This window comes from Stenotrophomonas sp. STEN029 (genome assembly GCF_056760015.1).
On record NZ_JBRREC010000001.1, the window covers coordinates 67,261 to 82,671 of the forward strand.

A 15,411-nucleotide genomic window follows, 5' to 3' on the forward strand; every position below is an offset into this window, starting at 1 on the left:
GGCTAGAGATCCTGCAGGTTGTCCAGCTTGCGCAGCTGCGGCGCTTTCCAAGCGGTGACCGCGGCCACGCCCAGTACCGCGCAACCGCCGATCACCACGGCTGTCACCAGGCCCAGCAGACGTGCCATGCTGCCGCCGTAGAACGCGCCCAGCTCGTTGGACGAGCTGATGAAGATGCCGTTGATCGACGACACCCGGCCGCGCATTTCATCCGGTGTCACCAGCTGCATGATGGTCGAGCGCACCACCACCGACACGCCGTCGCAGGCACCGTAGAACACAAGGATCGCCGCCGACAGCCAGAAGCTCCTGGACAGGCCGAAGGCAATCACGCACAGGCCGAAACCCGCCACTGCAAACAGCAGTACACGGCCAGCATTGCGCCGCAGGGGATGGCGGGCGAGCCACAGGCCGACCGCGATCGAGCCCAGTGCCGGTGCCGCGCGCAGGATGCCCAGGCCTTCCGGGCCGTAGTGCAGGATGTCCTGGATGAAGGCCGGCAGCATCGCCACCACGCCGCCCAGCAGCACCGAGAACATGTCCAGCGCCATCGCGCCAAGCATGATCTGGTTGGACAGCACGAAGCGTGCGCCCTCGGCGATGCTGGTGAAGATCGGCGCGCGGGTCTGCGGCGGAGCGGGCTCGCTGACCTTGAGCGAGGCCAGTGCAAGCAGTGCCAGCACTGCCATCGTCGCCGCCACGCCATAGGACAAGCCCTTGCCGCCAACGGCGACCAGTACGCCGCCCAGCGCAGGGCCAATGACCATGCCCATCTGGAACACCACCGTGCCGAAACCGGCACCACGCGCAAACTGCTCACGCTTGAGCACCCGCGCGAACAATGCATTGTAGACCGGCGACAGGAAGGCGCGGACCATGCCGGTCAAGGCCACCGCCAGATAGATCGGCCACACGCCTTTGACCGGCAACCAGCCGGTAGCCACGGCGACCAGCATCAAGGCGGTGGCGATCAGCCCGAGGCAGGCGGTCATGCCCAGCTTGCGGCGTGGCAGGTGATCGACCAGGTAGCCGGCGAACGGTGCCACGCAGAAGTAGGGCAGTACCTCGGCGAGGCCGATCAGGCCCAGCGAGAATGGATTGCGGGTGACTTCATAGATATGCCAGCCGACCGTGACCGCGACGATCTGGTAGGACAGCATGCCAGCGATGCGGTACAGCAGCAGCTGGACGTAGCCGGGCTGGCGCAACAACTCGGAGATGGAACCGGTGTTGTTCACTGCTTGGCTTGGGCGGTATCGCGGATGAAGGCCAGCATCGCGGCAAGGCCGTTGCTGCGGGTCGGCGACAGGTGCTTGGCCAGGCCAATGGCGGACACATAGTCCGGATCGGTGGCGAGGATCTCAGTGGCCGAGCGGCCCGAGTACACGCGCAGCGCCAGGTAGATCAGGCCCGAGACAATGGCCGAGTCGCTGATCGCATGGAACACCAGCTTGTCGGCATCGCCTTCGGGGACGATCCAGACCATGGACTGGCAGCCGAGCAGGCGGTGTTCTTCGGTCTTCCATTCCTCCGGGAAGGCGGGCAGCTTGCGACCGAGGTCGATCAGGTACTGGTAGCGCTCGGACCAGTCACCGAAGAAGGAAAACTCCTCGGCAATGGCGGCCTGGGCTTCGGCGGGGCTGGGTTCGAGCGGGAAGGGGGAGTTGATCATCGTTGGTCCTGTGCTTGGCCGGTCGCGTTGGCGGCGAGGGGCTTTGGAGTGGGTCGGGGCGTTGTTGCCCTCACCCCAACCCCTCTCCCGGTGGGAGAGGGGCTCAGTGCGCCGCGAGCCGACGCCATGTGTGCGATTGCAGCTTTCGCTTTAGCCCCTCTCCCTCCGGGAGAGGGGTTGGGGTGAGGGTGCGGCGAAAGGAGGCGTCAACCCCGCTTCCAGCGCACACCCTGCGGCGTGTCTTCCAGCACGATGTTCTCCGCAGCCAGCTGGTCGCGGATGGCATCGGCACGGCCGAAATCGCGTGCCTGCTTGGCGGCGATGCGTTCGTCGATCAGGGCCTGGATACGTGCATCGTCGCCGGCTTCAGCACCACGCCCGAACCATTCGGCCGGCGCCTGCTGCAGCAGGCCAAGAGCGAGACCTGCGCCGAGCAGCTCACGCTTCAGGCGCGACTTCTCTTCGCTGGACTCGGCCTTGCGCGCTTCGCTGGCGATACGGGCCACTTCGGCCAGTGCCAACGGTGTGTTGAGGTCATCGTCCAGCGCCGCCTCGACGCCGGCTGGAATAGCGCCCTCAACGCTGACATCAACCAGGTCACGCAAGGTGCCGTACAAACGGTCCAGCGTGCGCACCGACTGCTCGATCAGCGCATCGGACCACTCCAGCGGCTGCCGGTAATGCGCCGACAGCAGCGCATAGCGCAGCGCCTCTGGCGGGTGCTGGCGGACCAGGTCGTGCACCCGCTCGATGTTGCCGATCGACTTGCTCATCTTGGTGCCGCCGAAGTTGAGCATGCCGTTGTGCAGCCAGAAGCGGGCGAAGGTCTGCCCACCGTGGGCGCAGACGCTTTGCGCAATCTCGTTCTCGTGGTGCGGGAACTGCAGGTCGACGCCGCCCGCGTGGATATCGATGGTCGGGCCCAGGTGCGCCGCTGCCATCGCCGAGCACTCGATATGCCAGCCCGGGCGGCCGCGGCCCCAGGGCGAGTCCCAGCCCGGCAGGTCGTCGCTGGAGGGCTTCCACAGCACGAAGTCGCCGGCGTCACGCTTGTAGGGGGCTACCTCGACGCGCGCGCCAGCCAGCATTTCCTCCGGGTCGCGGCGCGAGAGCTTGCCGTAGTCGGCGAAGCTGCTGACCGAGAACAGCACATGGCCCTCGGCGGCATAGGCGTGGCCGGTGCTGATCAGCTGCTCGATCATGGCGATGATCTGCGGCATGTGCGCGGTGGCCTCCGGCTCGATCTCCGGCGGCACCACGCCCAGCGCGGCCATGTCCTCGCGGTAGGCGGCGGCAAAACGGTCGGTGATGGCCGAGATCGGCACCTCCTGATCCTTGGCCGCGGCATTGATCTTGTCGTCAACGTCGGTGATGTTGCGGGCGTAGCGCAGTTTTCCGTAACGGCGACGCAGCAGGTCGGCCAGCACCCCGAACACCACCGGGCCGCGCGCATTGCCGATATGTACATAGTTGTAGACCGTGGGGCCGCACACATACATGGTGGGGGCGGCGGGGTCGAGCGGAGCAAACGGCTCCAGCTGCCGCGTCAGGTTGTTGTGCAGGCGCAGGGTCATGGCAATCCGGGGGTAAACGAACCCGCCAATTCTAGCGGTCCGGGCCGGGTCGGGCATCCCCGGGCTGGGCAATACGCGTACGGATGGGTAATGTTCAGGCCCGGGGCAGCTGTGCTGCCTACACTAGTACCCGTCACCCGCGCCCTGTTCCTGCCGATATCTTGATGAAACCTGCTCCATTGCTGTCGACGATCTGCCTGTTGGCTGGTGCCGCCGTGCCCGCGTTCGCGCAGGAGCCGGAGCAGCGCAATCGCGTGGTGATCGTGGAAAACGTGCGCTACGACTACGCGCAGGTGCTCAATGTCGAGCCGGTCTTCCAGACCCTGCGCGCAAGTCGTACCGAGGAGCACTGCGAGCCGGTGTCGACCCGCACGCTGGCGCCTGTGCAGGTGAAGGGTGAGGAAGACAAAGGCGGTTTCCGCCGCTTCTGGGACTCGGTGCGTGGCATTTTCAGCCAGCACGAAGGGCAGGCCCGGGAAGAGGAGATGGCGCTTGCCCCACAGGGTTCAGGCGGTTCTCCCGCGCTGCTGACCCCGGAGTGCAAGATCGTCGAGGTTGGGCGTGAATTCCGCCGGCCCATCGCCTACGACGTGGATTACGTCTACAAGGGCATCAAATTCCGCTCACGGCTGCCGGAGGACCCCGGTAACCGGCTCAAGCTGCGGGTGTCGATCACCCCGGATATCGGCCAGGCGCCGCCGGCCGCGAACAGCGTTCCGTGATGTTGCACCGCGACACTTGCGCCGGCCTGACCCGCGTGCGAGTATGCGCGACGATGAAAGCAACCAGCTTCCAGCACGAAACCAGCACCGCCCGGATGGCCACCGGCATGACCTCGCGTGCCCGCCGACCGGAATCCCACATATTCGCTGGGTGACCGGAGCTTCGTGCTGTCTGTTCGGAAAACCCAGCCCAGGCTGGGTTTTTTCGTTTCTGGTTCGGCAAAAGTTTCAAACGCAATGAGCCGCGCGCATGCGCATCCGCCCACCGGCGACGGTGGATCTCCGCAATAAAGGATGGATCGATGTCTCTGAAGCACTTTTTGAACACCCAGGACTGGAGCCGCGCCGAGCTCGACGCGCTGCTTACCCAAGCGTCGTTGTTCAAGCAGAACAAGCTGGGTGATGACCTGAAGGGCAAGTCGATCGCCCTGGTGTTCTTCAACCCGTCCATGCGCACCCGCACCAGCTTCGAGCTGGGCGCGTTCCAGCTGGGCGGCCACGCGGTGGTGCTGCAGCCGGGCAAGGACGCATGGCCGATCGAGTTCAACCTCGGCACGGTGATGGACGGCGATACCGAAGAGCACATTGCCGAAGTGGCCAAGGTGCTGGGCCGTTACGTCGACCTGATCGGCGTGCGCGCGTTCCCGAAGTTCGTGGACTGGAGCAAGGACCGCGAGGACCAGGTGCTCAAGAGCTTCGCCAAGTACTCGCCGGTGCCGGTCATCAACATGGAGACCATCACCCATCCGTGCCAGGAGCTGGCGCACATCCTGGCGCTGCAGGAGCACTTCGGCACCAGCGACCTGCGTGGCAAGAAGTACGTGCTGACCTGGACCTATCACCCCAAGCCGCTGAACACCGCCGTGGCCAACTCGGCGCTGACCATTGCCACCCGCATGGGCATGGACGTGACCCTGCTGTGCCCGACCCCGGACTACATCCTGGACGAGCGCTACATGGGCTGGGCCGAGCAGAACGTGGCCGAAAGCGGTGGTTCGCTGCAGGTCAGCCACGACATCCAGAGTGCCTATGCTGGCGCCGACGTGGTCTACGCCAAGAGCTGGGGCGCGCTGCCGTTCTTCGGCAACTGGGAGCCGGAAAAGCCGATCCGTGACCAGTACAAGCACTTCATCGTCGATGAAGCCAAGATGGCGCTGACCAACAATGGCGTGTTCAGCCACTGCCTGCCGCTGCGCCGCAACGTCAAGGCCACCGACGGCGTGATGGATTCGCCGCAATGTATTGCAATCAACGAAGCCGAGAATCGCCTGCACGTGCAGAAGGCGATCATGGCGGCAGTGATCGGCAAGTAATGCTCGAAGCCCCTCTCCCTCCGGGAGAGGGGTTGGGGTGAGGGTAAAGCTCCTCACTCCAGATGCATCCTCATATACGCCAACCCCCTCCCCAACCCCTCCCCCGGAGGGAGAGGGGCTCAAAGATCAAAAGCAGAGATTCCTTCCCCATGAGCAAAGACATCGTCCTCGCCTTCTCCGGCGGCCTCGACACCAGCTTCTGCGTGCCTTACCTGCAGGAGCGCGGTTACAACGTGCACACCGTGTTCGCCGACACCGGCGGCGTGGATGCCGACGAACGTGACTTCATCGAAAAGCGTGCGGCCGAGCTGGGCGTCACCAGCCACGTCACCGTCGATGGCGGCCCGGCCATCTGGAATGGTTTCGTCAAGCCGTTCGTGTGGGCAGGCGAGGGCTATCAGGGCCAGTACCCGCTGCTGGTCTCCGACCGTTACCTGATCGTCGATGCCGCGCTCAAGCGCGCCGCCGAGCTGGGCACCAACATCATCGCCCACGGTTGCACCGGCATGGGCAACGACCAGGTGCGTTTCGACCTGGCAGTGAAGGCGCTGGGCGACTACCAGATCGTCGCGCCGATCCGTGAAATCCAGAAGGAACACACCCAGACCCGCGCCTACGAGCAGAAGTACCTGGAAGCGCGTGGCTTCGGCGTGCGCGCCAAGCAGCAGGCCTACACCATCAACGAGAACCTGCTGGGCCTGACCATGTCCGGTGGCGAGATCGACAAGTGGGAAGCCCCGGGCGAAGGCGCCCGTGGCTGGTGCGCACCGCGCAGCGCCTGGCCGATCGAGCCACTGACCGTGACCCTGAAGTTCGTCGAAGGCGAAGCGGTTGCGCTGGACGGCAAGGAACTGCCGGGTGAGCAGATCCTGGCCAAGCTCAACAAGCTGTTCGCGCAGTACGGCGTCGGCCGTGGTGTTTACACCGGCGACACCGTGATCGGCCTGAAGGGCCGCATCGTGTTCGAAGCCCCGGGCCTGGTCTCGCTGTTGGCGGCGCACCGCGCGCTGGAAGACACCGTGCTGACCAAGCAGCAGAACCGCTTCAAGCCCGAAGTCGCGCGCAAGTGGGTGGAGCTGGTGTACGAAGGCTTCTACCACGACCCGCTCAAGACCGACATCGAAGCCTTCCTGAAGGCCTCGCAGGCCAAGGTCACCGGCGAGGTGGTGCTGGAAACCCGCGGCGGCCGCGTTGATGCGGTGGCGGTGCGTTCGGAGCACATCCTCAACGCCAAGGGCGCAACCTATGCGCAGTCGGCCGATTGGGGCGTGGAAGAAGCTGAAGGCTTCATCAAGCTGTTCGGCATGAGCTCGACGCTGTACGCGCAGGTAAATCGCTAAGCGCACAAAGCCCCTCTCCCACCGGGAGAGGGGTTGGGGTGAGGGAAGGGGCGCAGCTGCATGCAACGGCGGCGCAGCCTTACCCTCATCCGCCCCTTTGGGGCACCTTCTCCCGCAGGGAGAAGGGAGCTTCGTCCGCCTCCGCCATGAACTGAAACCATGACCAAGCTGCTCCAATCCACCCTCGACCACCTGGAAAAGCTGGTGTCCTACGACACCCGCAATCCGCCGCGTGCCATCACCACCGGTGGCATCTTTGATTACCTGCGCGACAACCTGCCGGGCTTCAATGTCGAGGTGATCGACCACGGTGCCGGTGCGGTCAGCTTCTACGCTGTGCGTGGCACGCCGAAATACCTGTTCAACGTGCATCTGGACACCGTGCCGGATTCGCCGCACTGGTCGGCCGATCCGCACGTGATGCGTCGTCTCGATGACCGCGTTGTCGGCCTTGGCGTCTGCGACATCAAGGGCGCCGCCGCAGCGCTGGTGGCCGCCGCCAACCTGAGCGATGGCGATGCGGCCTTCCTGTTCTCCAGTGACGAAGAAGCCAATGATCCGCGTTGCATCGCCGCCTTCCTGGCGCGTGGCATCGCCTATGAAGCGGTGATCGTCGCCGAACCGACGATGAGCGAGGCGGTACTCGCGCACCGTGGCATCAGCTCGGTGCTGATGAAGTTCCAGGGCCGTGCCGGCCACGCCTCGGGCAAGCAGGATCCGTCCGCCAGTGCCTTGCACCAGGCGATGCGCTGGGGCGGCAAGGCGCTGGACCATGTCGAGTCACTGGCGCATGCGCGCTTTGGTGGCCTGACCGGCCTGCGTTTCAACATCGGCCGCGTCGAAGGCGGCATCAAGGCCAACATGATCGCGCCCGAGGCCGAGCTGCGCTTTGGCTTCCGGCCGTTGCCGTCGATGGATATCGACGCGCTGCTCGGCACCTTTGCCGGCTTCGCCGAGCCGCAGGCCGCGCATTTTGAAGAAACCTTCCGCGGCCCGAGTCTGCCGTCCGGTGATATCGCCCGCGCCGAGGAACGTCGCCTGGCCGCGCGCGACATCGCCGACGAGCTCGGCCTGCCGATCGGCAATGCCGTGGATTTCTGGACCGAGGCTTCGCTGTTCTCGGCCGGTGGCTACACAACCATGGTGTACGGCCCTGGCGATATCGCCCAGGCCCACACCGCCGATGAGTTCGTCACGCTGGAGCAGTTGCAGCGCTACGCCGAATCGGTGCTGCAGATCCTGCAACGCGGCGCCTGAGCCGCCCGTGGCCCGGCGGCTTGCCGCCGGCTCCTTTCCGCGACCTTCAAGGTCGCCATGTAGATACAAGCAATGTCCCCAGCCATGCAGCCGCACCGCCAGACCCGCCAGACCATCGTCCGCCTGCTTTCGAGCATGGCCAGCGCGAAGGAAATCAGCCAGTACCTCAAGCGCTTCTCGCAGCTTGATGCCAAGCGCTTTGCCGTGGTGAAGGTCGGTGGCGCCGTGCTGCGCGACGATCTGGAAGCGCTGACTTCGTCGTTGTCGTTCCTGCAGGAAGTCGGCCTGACCCCGATCGTGCTGCACGGCGCTGGTCCGCAGCTGGATGCCGAGCTGTCGGCCGCAGGCATCGAGAAAAAGACCGTCGATGGCCTGCGCGTGACCTCGCCCGAGGCACTGGCGATCGTGCGCAAGGTGTTCCAGCAGTCCAACCTCAAGCTGGTGGAAGCGCTGCAGCAGAACGGTGCGCGCGCCACCTCGATCACCGGTGGTGTGTTCGAGGCGGAGTACCTGGATGTGGATACCTACGGCCTGGTCGGCGAAGTGAAGAAGGTCAACCTGGCGCCGATCGAAGCCAGCCTGCGTGCCGGCTCGATCCCGGTGATCACCAGCCTGGGCGAAACCCCGAGCGGACAGATCCTCAACGTCAACGCCGACTTCGCCGCCAACGAGCTGGTGCAGGAACTGCAGCCGTACAAGATCATCTTCCTGACCGGTACCGGCGGCCTGCTCGACGAGGAAGGCAAGCTGATCGACTCGATCAACCTGTCCACCGAGTACGACCAGCTGATGCAGCAGCCGTGGATCCACGGCGGCATGCGGGTCAAGATCGAGCAGATCAAGGACCTGCTGGATCGTTTGCCGGAAGAGTCCTCGGTATCGATCACGCGCCCGGCCGACCTGGCCAAGGAGCTGTTCACCCACAAGGGTTCCGGCACGCTGGTACGCCGTGGTGAAAAGGTGCTGAAGGCGACGTCGTGGGACCAGCTGGATACCGCGCGATTGAAGTCGCTGATCGAGTCGAGCTTCGGGCGCACCCTGGTGCCGGACTATTTCGAGAAAACCAAGCTGCTGCGCGCCTACGTCAGCGAGAACTATCGCACTGCGGTGGTGCTGACCGATGAAGCCGAGGGCGTGTACCTGGACAAGTTCGCCGTGCTCGATGACGCGCAGGGCGAAGGCCTGGGCCGCGCGGTGTGGAACGTGATGCTGGAAGAAACCCCGCAGCTGTTCTGGCGCTCGCGCAACGGCAACCCGGTCAACCATTTCTACTATTCCGAGTCGGATGGCTGCTACAAGCTCGATCACTGGAAGGTGTTCTGGTTCGGCGCCAATGACTTCGACAGCATCAAGGGCTACGTCGCGCACTGCGGCGAGCGCAAGCCGAGCCTGCAGGGATGAACATGGATCTGGCCGCCGCCGGACACTGGGGTCAGGTGCCCATCCTGAAGGGGCGGCATGTGACGCTGGAGCCGTTGCAGCTTGCGCATGTGCCGGCGCTGCAGCGCGCCTTGGGTGAAGGCGAGTTGTCGCGCTGCTGGTACACCAATGTGCCGACCCCCGAGCACGCCGGTCACTACGTCGTCGCTGCGTTGGAAGCGCAGTCGCAGGGCAGGGTGCTGGCGTTCGTGGTCCGCGATGCCAGCGGCGAGGTGGTTGGCAGCACCCGCTTCTACGCGCTGGAAGCCGACGTGCCACGCCTGAACATCGGCTACACCTGGTACCACCCGCGCGTGCAGCGCAGCGGGCTGAACACCGAAGCCAAGCTGCTGTTGTTGCTTCACGCCTTTGAAACCCTCGGTTGCATCAGCGTTGGCTTCGAGACCAGCTGGTTCAACCATGCCTCGCGCACCGCCATCGCCCGCCTCGGCGCGAAGCAGGATGGCGTGCTGCGCAGCCACAAGCGTCACGCCGATGGGTCGCGCCGCGATACCGTGGTGTTCTCCATCATCGACACGGAGTGGCCGGCGGTGAAAGCCCACCTGCAATTCCTTCTGGATTCGCATTCATGACTGACAAGAAATTCTCGGTAGGCATTGTTGGCGCGCGCGGTTACACCGGCGCCGAGTTGATCCGCCTGCTGGCCGCACACCCGCGCATCGAGCTGGCCTTCGTGTCCTCTCGCGAGCTCGATGGGCAACGCGTGGCCGATCACAACGAGGACTACAAGGGCGAGTTGCGCTACGAAAGCCTTGGTCCGGAGGCGGTTGCCGCCAAGGGTGTGGACGCGGTGGTGCTGGCATTGCCCAATGGCAAGGGCGAGCCGTTTGTGGCCGCGCTGGATGCAAACGCGCCGGATACGGTGATCGTTGATCTGTCGGCGGACTATCGTTTTGACAACAGTTGGTACTACGGTCTGCCGGAATTGACCCGCGCCCGCTATGCCGGGCAGAAGCGGATCAGCAACCCGGGCTGCTACGCCACCGCGATGCAGCTGGCCATCGCGCCACTGCTGAGCCAGCTGGCCGGTCCGCCGACCTGTTTCGGCGTTTCCGGTTGGTCCGGTGCCGGCACCACGCCGTCGGACAAGAACAACCCCGAGCTGCTGCGTGACAACCTGATGCCGTATGCGCTGACCAACCACGTGCACGAGCGCGAGGTGTCGACCCAGCTTGGCGTGCCGGTCGAGTTCATGCCGCATGTCGCGCCGCATTTCCGCGGCATCACCATGACCGTCAACCTGTGGCTGCAGCAGCCGCGCAGTCGCGAGGAAGTAATGGCGCTGTACCAGCAGCGTTACGCCAACGAGCCGCTGGTTGAAGTGGTCGATGAGGCGCCGTGGGTCAGCCGCATTGCTGGCAAGCATGGCGTGCAGATTGGTGGCTTCACCATGGCGCCGGGCAACAAGCGCGTGGTGGTGGTGGCGACCATCGACAACCTGCTCAAGGGTGCGGCCACGCAGGCATTGCAGAACCTCAACCGGGCGTTGGGGCTGGATGAGCTGATGGCGGTTCCTTATTGATTTTTGGTGGAGTGGCGGCTGAGAGGTTGCCAGCTTCGCGGCTTACGCCGCTCCTACAAAGCTGCACTTATAGAGATCGACATGACTAATTTGCTTTGGCAGAAACCCGGCGTTGCGGTGGACGCGAAGATCCAGACCTTCCTGGCCGGTGACGATGTCATCCTGGACCGCGAGTTCTTCCTGCACGACATCCAGGCCAGCGCCGCGCATGCCGAAGGCCTGCAGCACATCGGCATCCTCAGTGCCGACGAGTTGGCTGCGCTGGAGCGTGAGCTGGCGATCCTGGCCGAGGATTTCCGCAGTGGTGCCTTCGTGCTGGACGAACAGTACGAGGATTGCCACTCGGCCATCGAGGCGCGCCTGACCGAGCGACTGGGCGATGCCGGCCGCAAGATCCACACCGGCCGCAGTCGCAACGACCAGATTCTGGTTGCTACCCGGTTGTGGCTGAAGGACAGGCTGGAGCGTGTTGCGCAGATCAGCACCGAAGTTGCGAAGGTCGCGCTGGACCGCGCCGCTGCCGAACAGCTGCAGCCCTTGCCGGGTTACACGCATATCCAGCGCGCCGTGGTTTCCTCTGCTGGCATGTGGTGGGCCGGCTGGGCCGAGGCTTTCATCGACAATGCCATCCGTGCCCGCGACACCCGTGCGCTGATCGATACCAATCCGCTGGGTACGGCCGCCGGTTACGGCGTCAACCTGCCGCTTGACCGCGAGCACACCACGGCAGCACTGGGTTTCTCGCGCATGCAGATCAGCCCGATCTACGCGCAGCTCTCGCGCGGCAAGTTCGAGCTCGCCGCATTGGAAGCCTTGGGCGGGGCGACGCTGGACCTGCGTCGTATCGCCTGGGATCTGTCGCTGTTCACCACGGGCGAGTTCGCTTTCGTCGCATTGCCGGCGCAGTACACCACTGGCAGCTCGATCATGCCGAACAAGCGCAACCCCGACGTGATCGAGTTGATGCGTGCCACCCATGCCAGCATCGCTGCCGCGCGCACCGAGATCGAGCAGCTGCTGTCGCTGCCATCCGGTTACCAGCGCGACCTGCAGAACTCCAAGGGCGCGATCGTGCACGGCTTTGGCCGTGGACTGGCCGCGCTGGAACTGCTGCCTGCCTTGCTGTCGAACCTGGATTGGCGTGATGACAACATCCGCGCGGCGATTGATTCGGGCATGTATGCGACCGACGTTGCGGTGGAAGCAGCAGTGGCGGGCGTGCCGTTCCGTGATGCTTACAAGGCCGCAGCAGAGGCGGCGGATACGGCGGGGCAGGGGCGTACGCCTGAAGGCAGCCTGGCGGCGCGCGTGTCGCCCGGTGCTGCCGCGGATCTGCGACTGGAAGAGCTCAGTGCGCGCTGGAGCGCGTTGCAGGGTTGATGTTCTGATGCGGGCGCCGGAAGGCGCCCGTATTGGTTTGGCTCTTGCTCAAGCTCCTCTCCCGCTTGCGGGAGAGGGGTTGGGGTGAGGGGAAGCTTCTAGCTAGGTAAAGTCAAAAGCCCCCCTCATCCGCCCCCCGCCTTCGCGGGGGCAGGCTCTTCGGGCACCTTCTCCCGCAGGCGGGAGAAGGGACAGCCAAAGCAGAAGCCAAAGCCAAAGCCAAAGCCAAGGCAAGTTCCAAGCGAAAGCAATCGCGCCAACTTCCGCTTCGGCGTGGTGTCATATGCAGCTAAAGGAGGATGCAATGAAGCTCTACCTGGTATTGGCCATGCGCAAGCCGTCGTTCGACGACGCGGTGATTGCGCCACACAAATCCTTTCTCGATGTACTCAGCGGCAAGGATCAGCTTCACCTGACCGGCGGCTTCAGCGACGGCACCGGCGGCGCCTACGTGCTGAAGAATGTCGACACCCTCGAAGCTGCCAAAGCCATCGTAGCCAGCGACCCCCTGGCCATCCACGGCAGCTCCGAGCTGACCATCCATGAGTGGAATACCCGCTGATCCCATGATCCAGACATCGTTCTCGCCGTTCACCGAACAAGCGCTGCCGCAGTGGCGTCGCGCCGTCCTCAAGGTCGGCAGCAGCCTGCTGGCGGCCGATGGCGGCGGCTTGACCCCGCGTTTCGCACTCGGTCTGGCGCAGTTCGTATCGGCCAATGTACTGGCCGGGCGCGAAGTGGTGATCGTTTCGTCCGGCGCAGTGGCCGCTGGTCGCGCCATCGTACCCAAGGCCGCCGAAGCCGGCGCGGCCATGGCGGCCAGGCAGGCCTTGGCTGCACTGGGCCAGGCGCAGCTGATCGGGCTGTGGCAGCGCTTCTTCGAGCGCCCGGTGGCGCAGGTGCTGCTCACCCATGACGACCTGCGCAACCGCCGCCGCTACCTCAATGCGCGCGCGACGCTCAACGAGCTGCTGGCGCTGGGCGCGCTGCCGGTCATCAACGAGAACGACACCGTGTCGGTGGATGAACTCAAGCTCGGCGACAACGACAATCTCGCCGCCATCGTTGCGGCGCTGGTCGATGCCGATGCCTTGTTCATCGCTACCGATATCGACGGCCTCTACACCGCCGATCCGCGCAGCAATCCCGATGCAGAACCGATCAATGAGGTCACCGAGCTGACACCGGAGGTCCTTGCCATGGCCGGCGGCAGTGGCAGTGCGGTCGGTACTGGAGGCATGCATACCAAGCTGCAGGCTGCTGCCAAAGCTGGAGCCGCGGGGATCGACACCTTCCTGTTCAATGGCCGCAGCGGCGATGTCGTGCGCGGGCTGGCGCAGGGGAGGTTGCATGGCACGCGCCTACATGCGGGGCAGTCGCGTATCGCCGCGCGCAAGTATTGGCTGAAGCACGCACCGCTTGAACCGGGCGCGATCCTGATCGACGCCGGCGCTGCACGTGCGCTGCGCGACAAGGGCGCCTCGCTGTTGCCCGGTGGCGTGGTGGGCGCGGAAGGTGAGTTCCGCCGTGGCGACATGGTGGAAGTGCGGTTGTTCGATCCGCACGGCCAGCAGCGCGTGGCACGTGGCGTCAGCCAGTATTCCGCCGTCGATATCCGCCGCATCAGCCAGCACCACACCAGCGAGATCGAATCCATCCTCGGCTACAACTACGGCGACAACGTGGTCCATCGTGACGACCTGGTGTTGCTGTGAGTTTTCCTTTGATCATCGGCAGGACAGAACATGAGTGATATCCGCACCCTTGCATTGCAGTGCCGCGATGCCGCGCAGCAACTGGGCCTGCTTTCCAGTCAAGCCCGCAGCACGCTGCTGAAGTCGATGGCCGCTGCGTTGGAAGCCGATGCAGGCAGCATCCTCGCCGCGAATGCGCGTGACCTGCAGGCGGCGCGCGACAAGGGGGTGGGTTCGGCGATGCTGGACCGTTTAGCTCTGAATCCAGAGCGGCTGCGTGGCGTGGCCGATGCGCTGCGTGAAGTGGCCGCCTTGCCGGATCCGGTGGGCGAGGTGACCCGCGACTACGACCGCCCCAATGGTATCCGTGTGCAGAAGGTGCGGGTGCCGTTGGGGGTGATCGCGATGATCTACGAGGCGCGGCCGAATGTGACGGCTGACGCGGCAGCGCTGTGCATCAAGGCCGGCAATGGCGTGATCCTGCGCGGTGGCTCCGAGGCCATCCATTCCAATACGGCGATTGCCGCCAGCCTCAAGCGCGCTCTGCGCGAGGTGGGCTTGCCGGATGCCGCACTTACGCTGGTCGAAGACCTGCGTCGCGAGACCATGCTGGAGTTGCTGCAGCTCAACGACATCATCGATCTGGCGATCCCGCGCGGCGGGGAGGGCCTGATCCGCTTCGTCGCCGAGCATGCGCGGGTGCCGGTGATCAAACATTACAAGGGCGTCTGCCACCTGTTCGTCGATGACAGTGCCGACCTGCAGTTGGCAGTGGATCTGCTGATCGATGGCAAGACCTCACGTCCGGCGGCCTGTAATTCGTTGGAGACCTTGCTGGTGCATGAAGGCGTTGCAGCTGAGTTCCTGCCATTGGCCGCGGCGGCGCTGCGCGAACGTGGTGTCGAGTTGCGGGGGGATGCAGCCACCCAGGCGCTGGTTGCCGATACCGTCCCGGCAAGCGAAGACGACTATGCCGCCGAATACCTCGACCTGATCCTCGCCATCCGCGTGGTGCCGGACCTGACTGCCGCCATTGCCCATATCCAGGCCCACACCTCGGATCACACCGAAGTCATTGCCACCAGCAATCCGGCGCATGCCGAAACCTTCGTGCGCGCGTTGCGTTCGGCGGTGGTGATGGTCAATGCCTCCTCGCGCTTCTCCGATGGCGGCGAGCTGGGCCTGGGCGCGGAGATTGGCATCTCGACCACACGCCTGCATTCCTACGGCCCGATGGGTCTGGAGGCGCTCACGGTAGAACGCTTCGTGGTGCGCGGTGAAGGCCAGGTCAGGCATCCGCTGAAGTAAGCCACTGCCGTAGCCCGGGTAAGCGCAGCGCACCCGGGGGTACGGAGCATTCGTTGACGCGTTGTTTCGATCGTTGCATTCCCCGGGTGCGCTGCGCTTACCCGGGCTACAACGGTCGGGATCGCTCTTTGTTTTCTGCAGTAAGCGTAAGCCGCGCAGTCTCCGCAGCTTCAGCGTGCACAGAGTTTC

General features: G+C 64.7%; 14 protein-coding genes. 11 read left to right on the forward strand and 3 right to left on the reverse strand.

Annotated elements, in window-relative coordinates; translation table 11 throughout:
* Positions 1 to 2 precede the first annotated feature (2 nt).
* The 3 genes from ACVOLI_RS00270 to cysS form a co-directional block, all read right to left on the reverse strand.
* Positions 3 to 1,238, reverse strand: coding sequence for an MFS transporter (locus tag ACVOLI_RS00270; protein WP_481533037.1), 1,236 nt, complete (start codon positions 1,236 to 1,238; stop codon positions 3 to 5).
* Entirely contained in the window at positions 1,235 to 1,672 is a 438-nt protein-coding gene (locus ACVOLI_RS00275) for a SufE family protein (RefSeq protein WP_481533038.1), read from the reverse strand. Before ACVOLI_RS00275 ends, ACVOLI_RS00270 begins: the two co-directional genes overlap by 4 nt.
* A 206-nt stretch (positions 1,673 to 1,878) precedes the next feature.
* On the reverse strand, positions 1,879 to 3,246 hold the full coding sequence (gene cysS / locus ACVOLI_RS00280) for a cysteine--tRNA ligase (RefSeq protein ID WP_481533039.1): 1,368 nt from the start codon (positions 3,244 to 3,246) through the stop codon (positions 1,879 to 1,881).
* Positions 3,247 to 3,410: 164 nt separating this feature from the next.
* Here cysS and ACVOLI_RS00285 point away from each other — a divergent pair, with 164 nt between their 5' ends.
* The 11 genes from ACVOLI_RS00285 to ACVOLI_RS00335 all read left to right on the forward strand — a co-directional run bounded on the left by ACVOLI_RS00285 (position 3,411) and on the right by ACVOLI_RS00335 (position 15,222).
* The gene (locus ACVOLI_RS00285) at positions 3,411 to 3,968 is read left to right on the forward strand and encodes a hypothetical protein (RefSeq protein ID WP_481533040.1); all 558 of its coding nucleotides are present in this window, start codon (positions 3,411 to 3,413) and stop codon (positions 3,966 to 3,968) included.
* Between the two features lie 302 nt (positions 3,969 to 4,270).
* The gene (locus ACVOLI_RS00290; RefSeq protein WP_481533041.1) at positions 4,271 to 5,281 is read left to right on the forward strand and encodes an N-acetylornithine carbamoyltransferase; all 1,011 of its coding nucleotides are present in this window, start codon (positions 4,271 to 4,273) and stop codon (positions 5,279 to 5,281) included.
* Positions 5,282 to 5,430: 149 nt separating this feature from the next.
* Positions 5,431 to 6,621 (forward strand): argininosuccinate synthase, encoded by a 1,191-nt coding sequence (locus ACVOLI_RS00295; protein WP_282269815.1) that lies wholly within the window; start codon positions 5,431 to 5,433, stop codon positions 6,619 to 6,621.
* Positions 6,622 to 6,780: 159 nt separating this feature from the next.
* A complete protein-coding gene (locus tag ACVOLI_RS00300; protein WP_481533042.1) occupies positions 6,781 to 7,878 on the forward strand; it encodes an acetylornithine deacetylase in 1,098 nt (365 codons plus the stop codon).
* A gap of 72 nt (positions 7,879 to 7,950) precedes the next feature.
* The gene (locus ACVOLI_RS00305; RefSeq protein WP_282269811.1) at positions 7,951 to 9,279 is read left to right on the forward strand and encodes an acetylglutamate kinase; all 1,329 of its coding nucleotides are present in this window, start codon (positions 7,951 to 7,953) and stop codon (positions 9,277 to 9,279) included.
* Positions 9,276 to 9,890, forward strand: coding sequence for a GNAT family N-acetyltransferase (locus ACVOLI_RS00310; RefSeq protein ID WP_481533043.1), 615 nt, complete (start codon positions 9,276 to 9,278; stop codon positions 9,888 to 9,890). The genes ACVOLI_RS00305 and ACVOLI_RS00310 overlap by 4 nt, the downstream gene beginning before the upstream one ends.
* Complete coding sequence (gene argC / locus ACVOLI_RS00315) at positions 9,887 to 10,840, forward strand: N-acetyl-gamma-glutamyl-phosphate reductase (protein ID WP_481533044.1); 954 nt, start codon at positions 9,887 to 9,889, stop codon at positions 10,838 to 10,840. Before ACVOLI_RS00310 ends, argC begins: the two co-directional genes overlap by 4 nt.
* An 81-nt stretch (positions 10,841 to 10,921) precedes the next feature.
* Positions 10,922 to 12,220: an argininosuccinate lyase gene (gene argH / locus ACVOLI_RS00320; RefSeq protein WP_481533045.1), complete on the forward strand. Its 1,299-nt coding sequence runs from the start codon at positions 10,922 to 10,924 to the stop codon at positions 12,218 to 12,220.
* Positions 12,221 to 12,524: 304 nt separating this feature from the next.
* A complete protein-coding gene (locus tag ACVOLI_RS00325; RefSeq protein ID WP_481533046.1) occupies positions 12,525 to 12,782 on the forward strand; it encodes a YciI family protein in 258 nt (85 codons plus the stop codon).
* A gap of 4 nt (positions 12,783 to 12,786) precedes the next feature.
* Positions 12,787 to 13,935, forward strand: coding sequence for a glutamate 5-kinase (gene proB, locus ACVOLI_RS00330; protein ID WP_481533047.1), 1,149 nt, complete (start codon positions 12,787 to 12,789; stop codon positions 13,933 to 13,935).
* A 30-nt stretch (positions 13,936 to 13,965) separates the two neighbouring features.
* On the forward strand, positions 13,966 to 15,222 hold the full coding sequence (locus tag ACVOLI_RS00335; protein WP_481533048.1) for a glutamate-5-semialdehyde dehydrogenase: 1,257 nt from the start codon (positions 13,966 to 13,968) through the stop codon (positions 15,220 to 15,222).
* Positions 15,223 to 15,411 lie beyond the last annotated feature (189 nt).

Bases quoted from the DNA above. Each gene is read 5' to 3' on its own strand.
- ACVOLI_RS00275 (WP_481533038.1), bottom strand. From the start codon at position 1,672: ATGATCAACTCCCCCTTCCCGCTCGAACCCAGCCCCGCCGAAGCCCAG.
- cysS (WP_481533039.1), bottom strand. From the start codon at position 3,246: ATGACCCTGCGCCTGCACAACAACCTGACGCGGCAGCTGGAGCCGTTT.
- ACVOLI_RS00285 (WP_481533040.1), top strand. From the start codon at position 3,411: ATGAAACCTGCTCCATTGCTGTCGACGATCTGCCTGTTGGCTGGTGCC.
- ACVOLI_RS00290 (WP_481533041.1), top strand. From the start codon at position 4,271: ATGTCTCTGAAGCACTTTTTGAACACCCAGGACTGGAGCCGCGCCGAG.
- ACVOLI_RS00295 (WP_282269815.1), top strand. From the start codon at position 5,431: ATGAGCAAAGACATCGTCCTCGCCTTCTCCGGCGGCCTCGACACCAGC.
- ACVOLI_RS00300 (WP_481533042.1), top strand. From the start codon at position 6,781: ATGACCAAGCTGCTCCAATCCACCCTCGACCACCTGGAAAAGCTGGTG.
- ACVOLI_RS00305 (WP_282269811.1), top strand. From the start codon at position 7,951: ATGTCCCCAGCCATGCAGCCGCACCGCCAGACCCGCCAGACCATCGTC.
- ACVOLI_RS00310 (WP_481533043.1), top strand. From the start codon at position 9,276: ATGAACATGGATCTGGCCGCCGCCGGACACTGGGGTCAGGTGCCCATC.
- argC (WP_481533044.1), top strand. From the start codon at position 9,887: ATGACTGACAAGAAATTCTCGGTAGGCATTGTTGGCGCGCGCGGTTAC.
- argH (WP_481533045.1), top strand. From the start codon at position 10,922: ATGACTAATTTGCTTTGGCAGAAACCCGGCGTTGCGGTGGACGCGAAG.
- ACVOLI_RS00325 (WP_481533046.1), top strand. From the start codon at position 12,525: ATGAAGCTCTACCTGGTATTGGCCATGCGCAAGCCGTCGTTCGACGAC.
- proB (WP_481533047.1), top strand. From the start codon at position 12,787: ATGATCCAGACATCGTTCTCGCCGTTCACCGAACAAGCGCTGCCGCAG.
- ACVOLI_RS00335 (WP_481533048.1), top strand. From the start codon at position 13,966: ATGAGTGATATCCGCACCCTTGCATTGCAGTGCCGCGATGCCGCGCAG.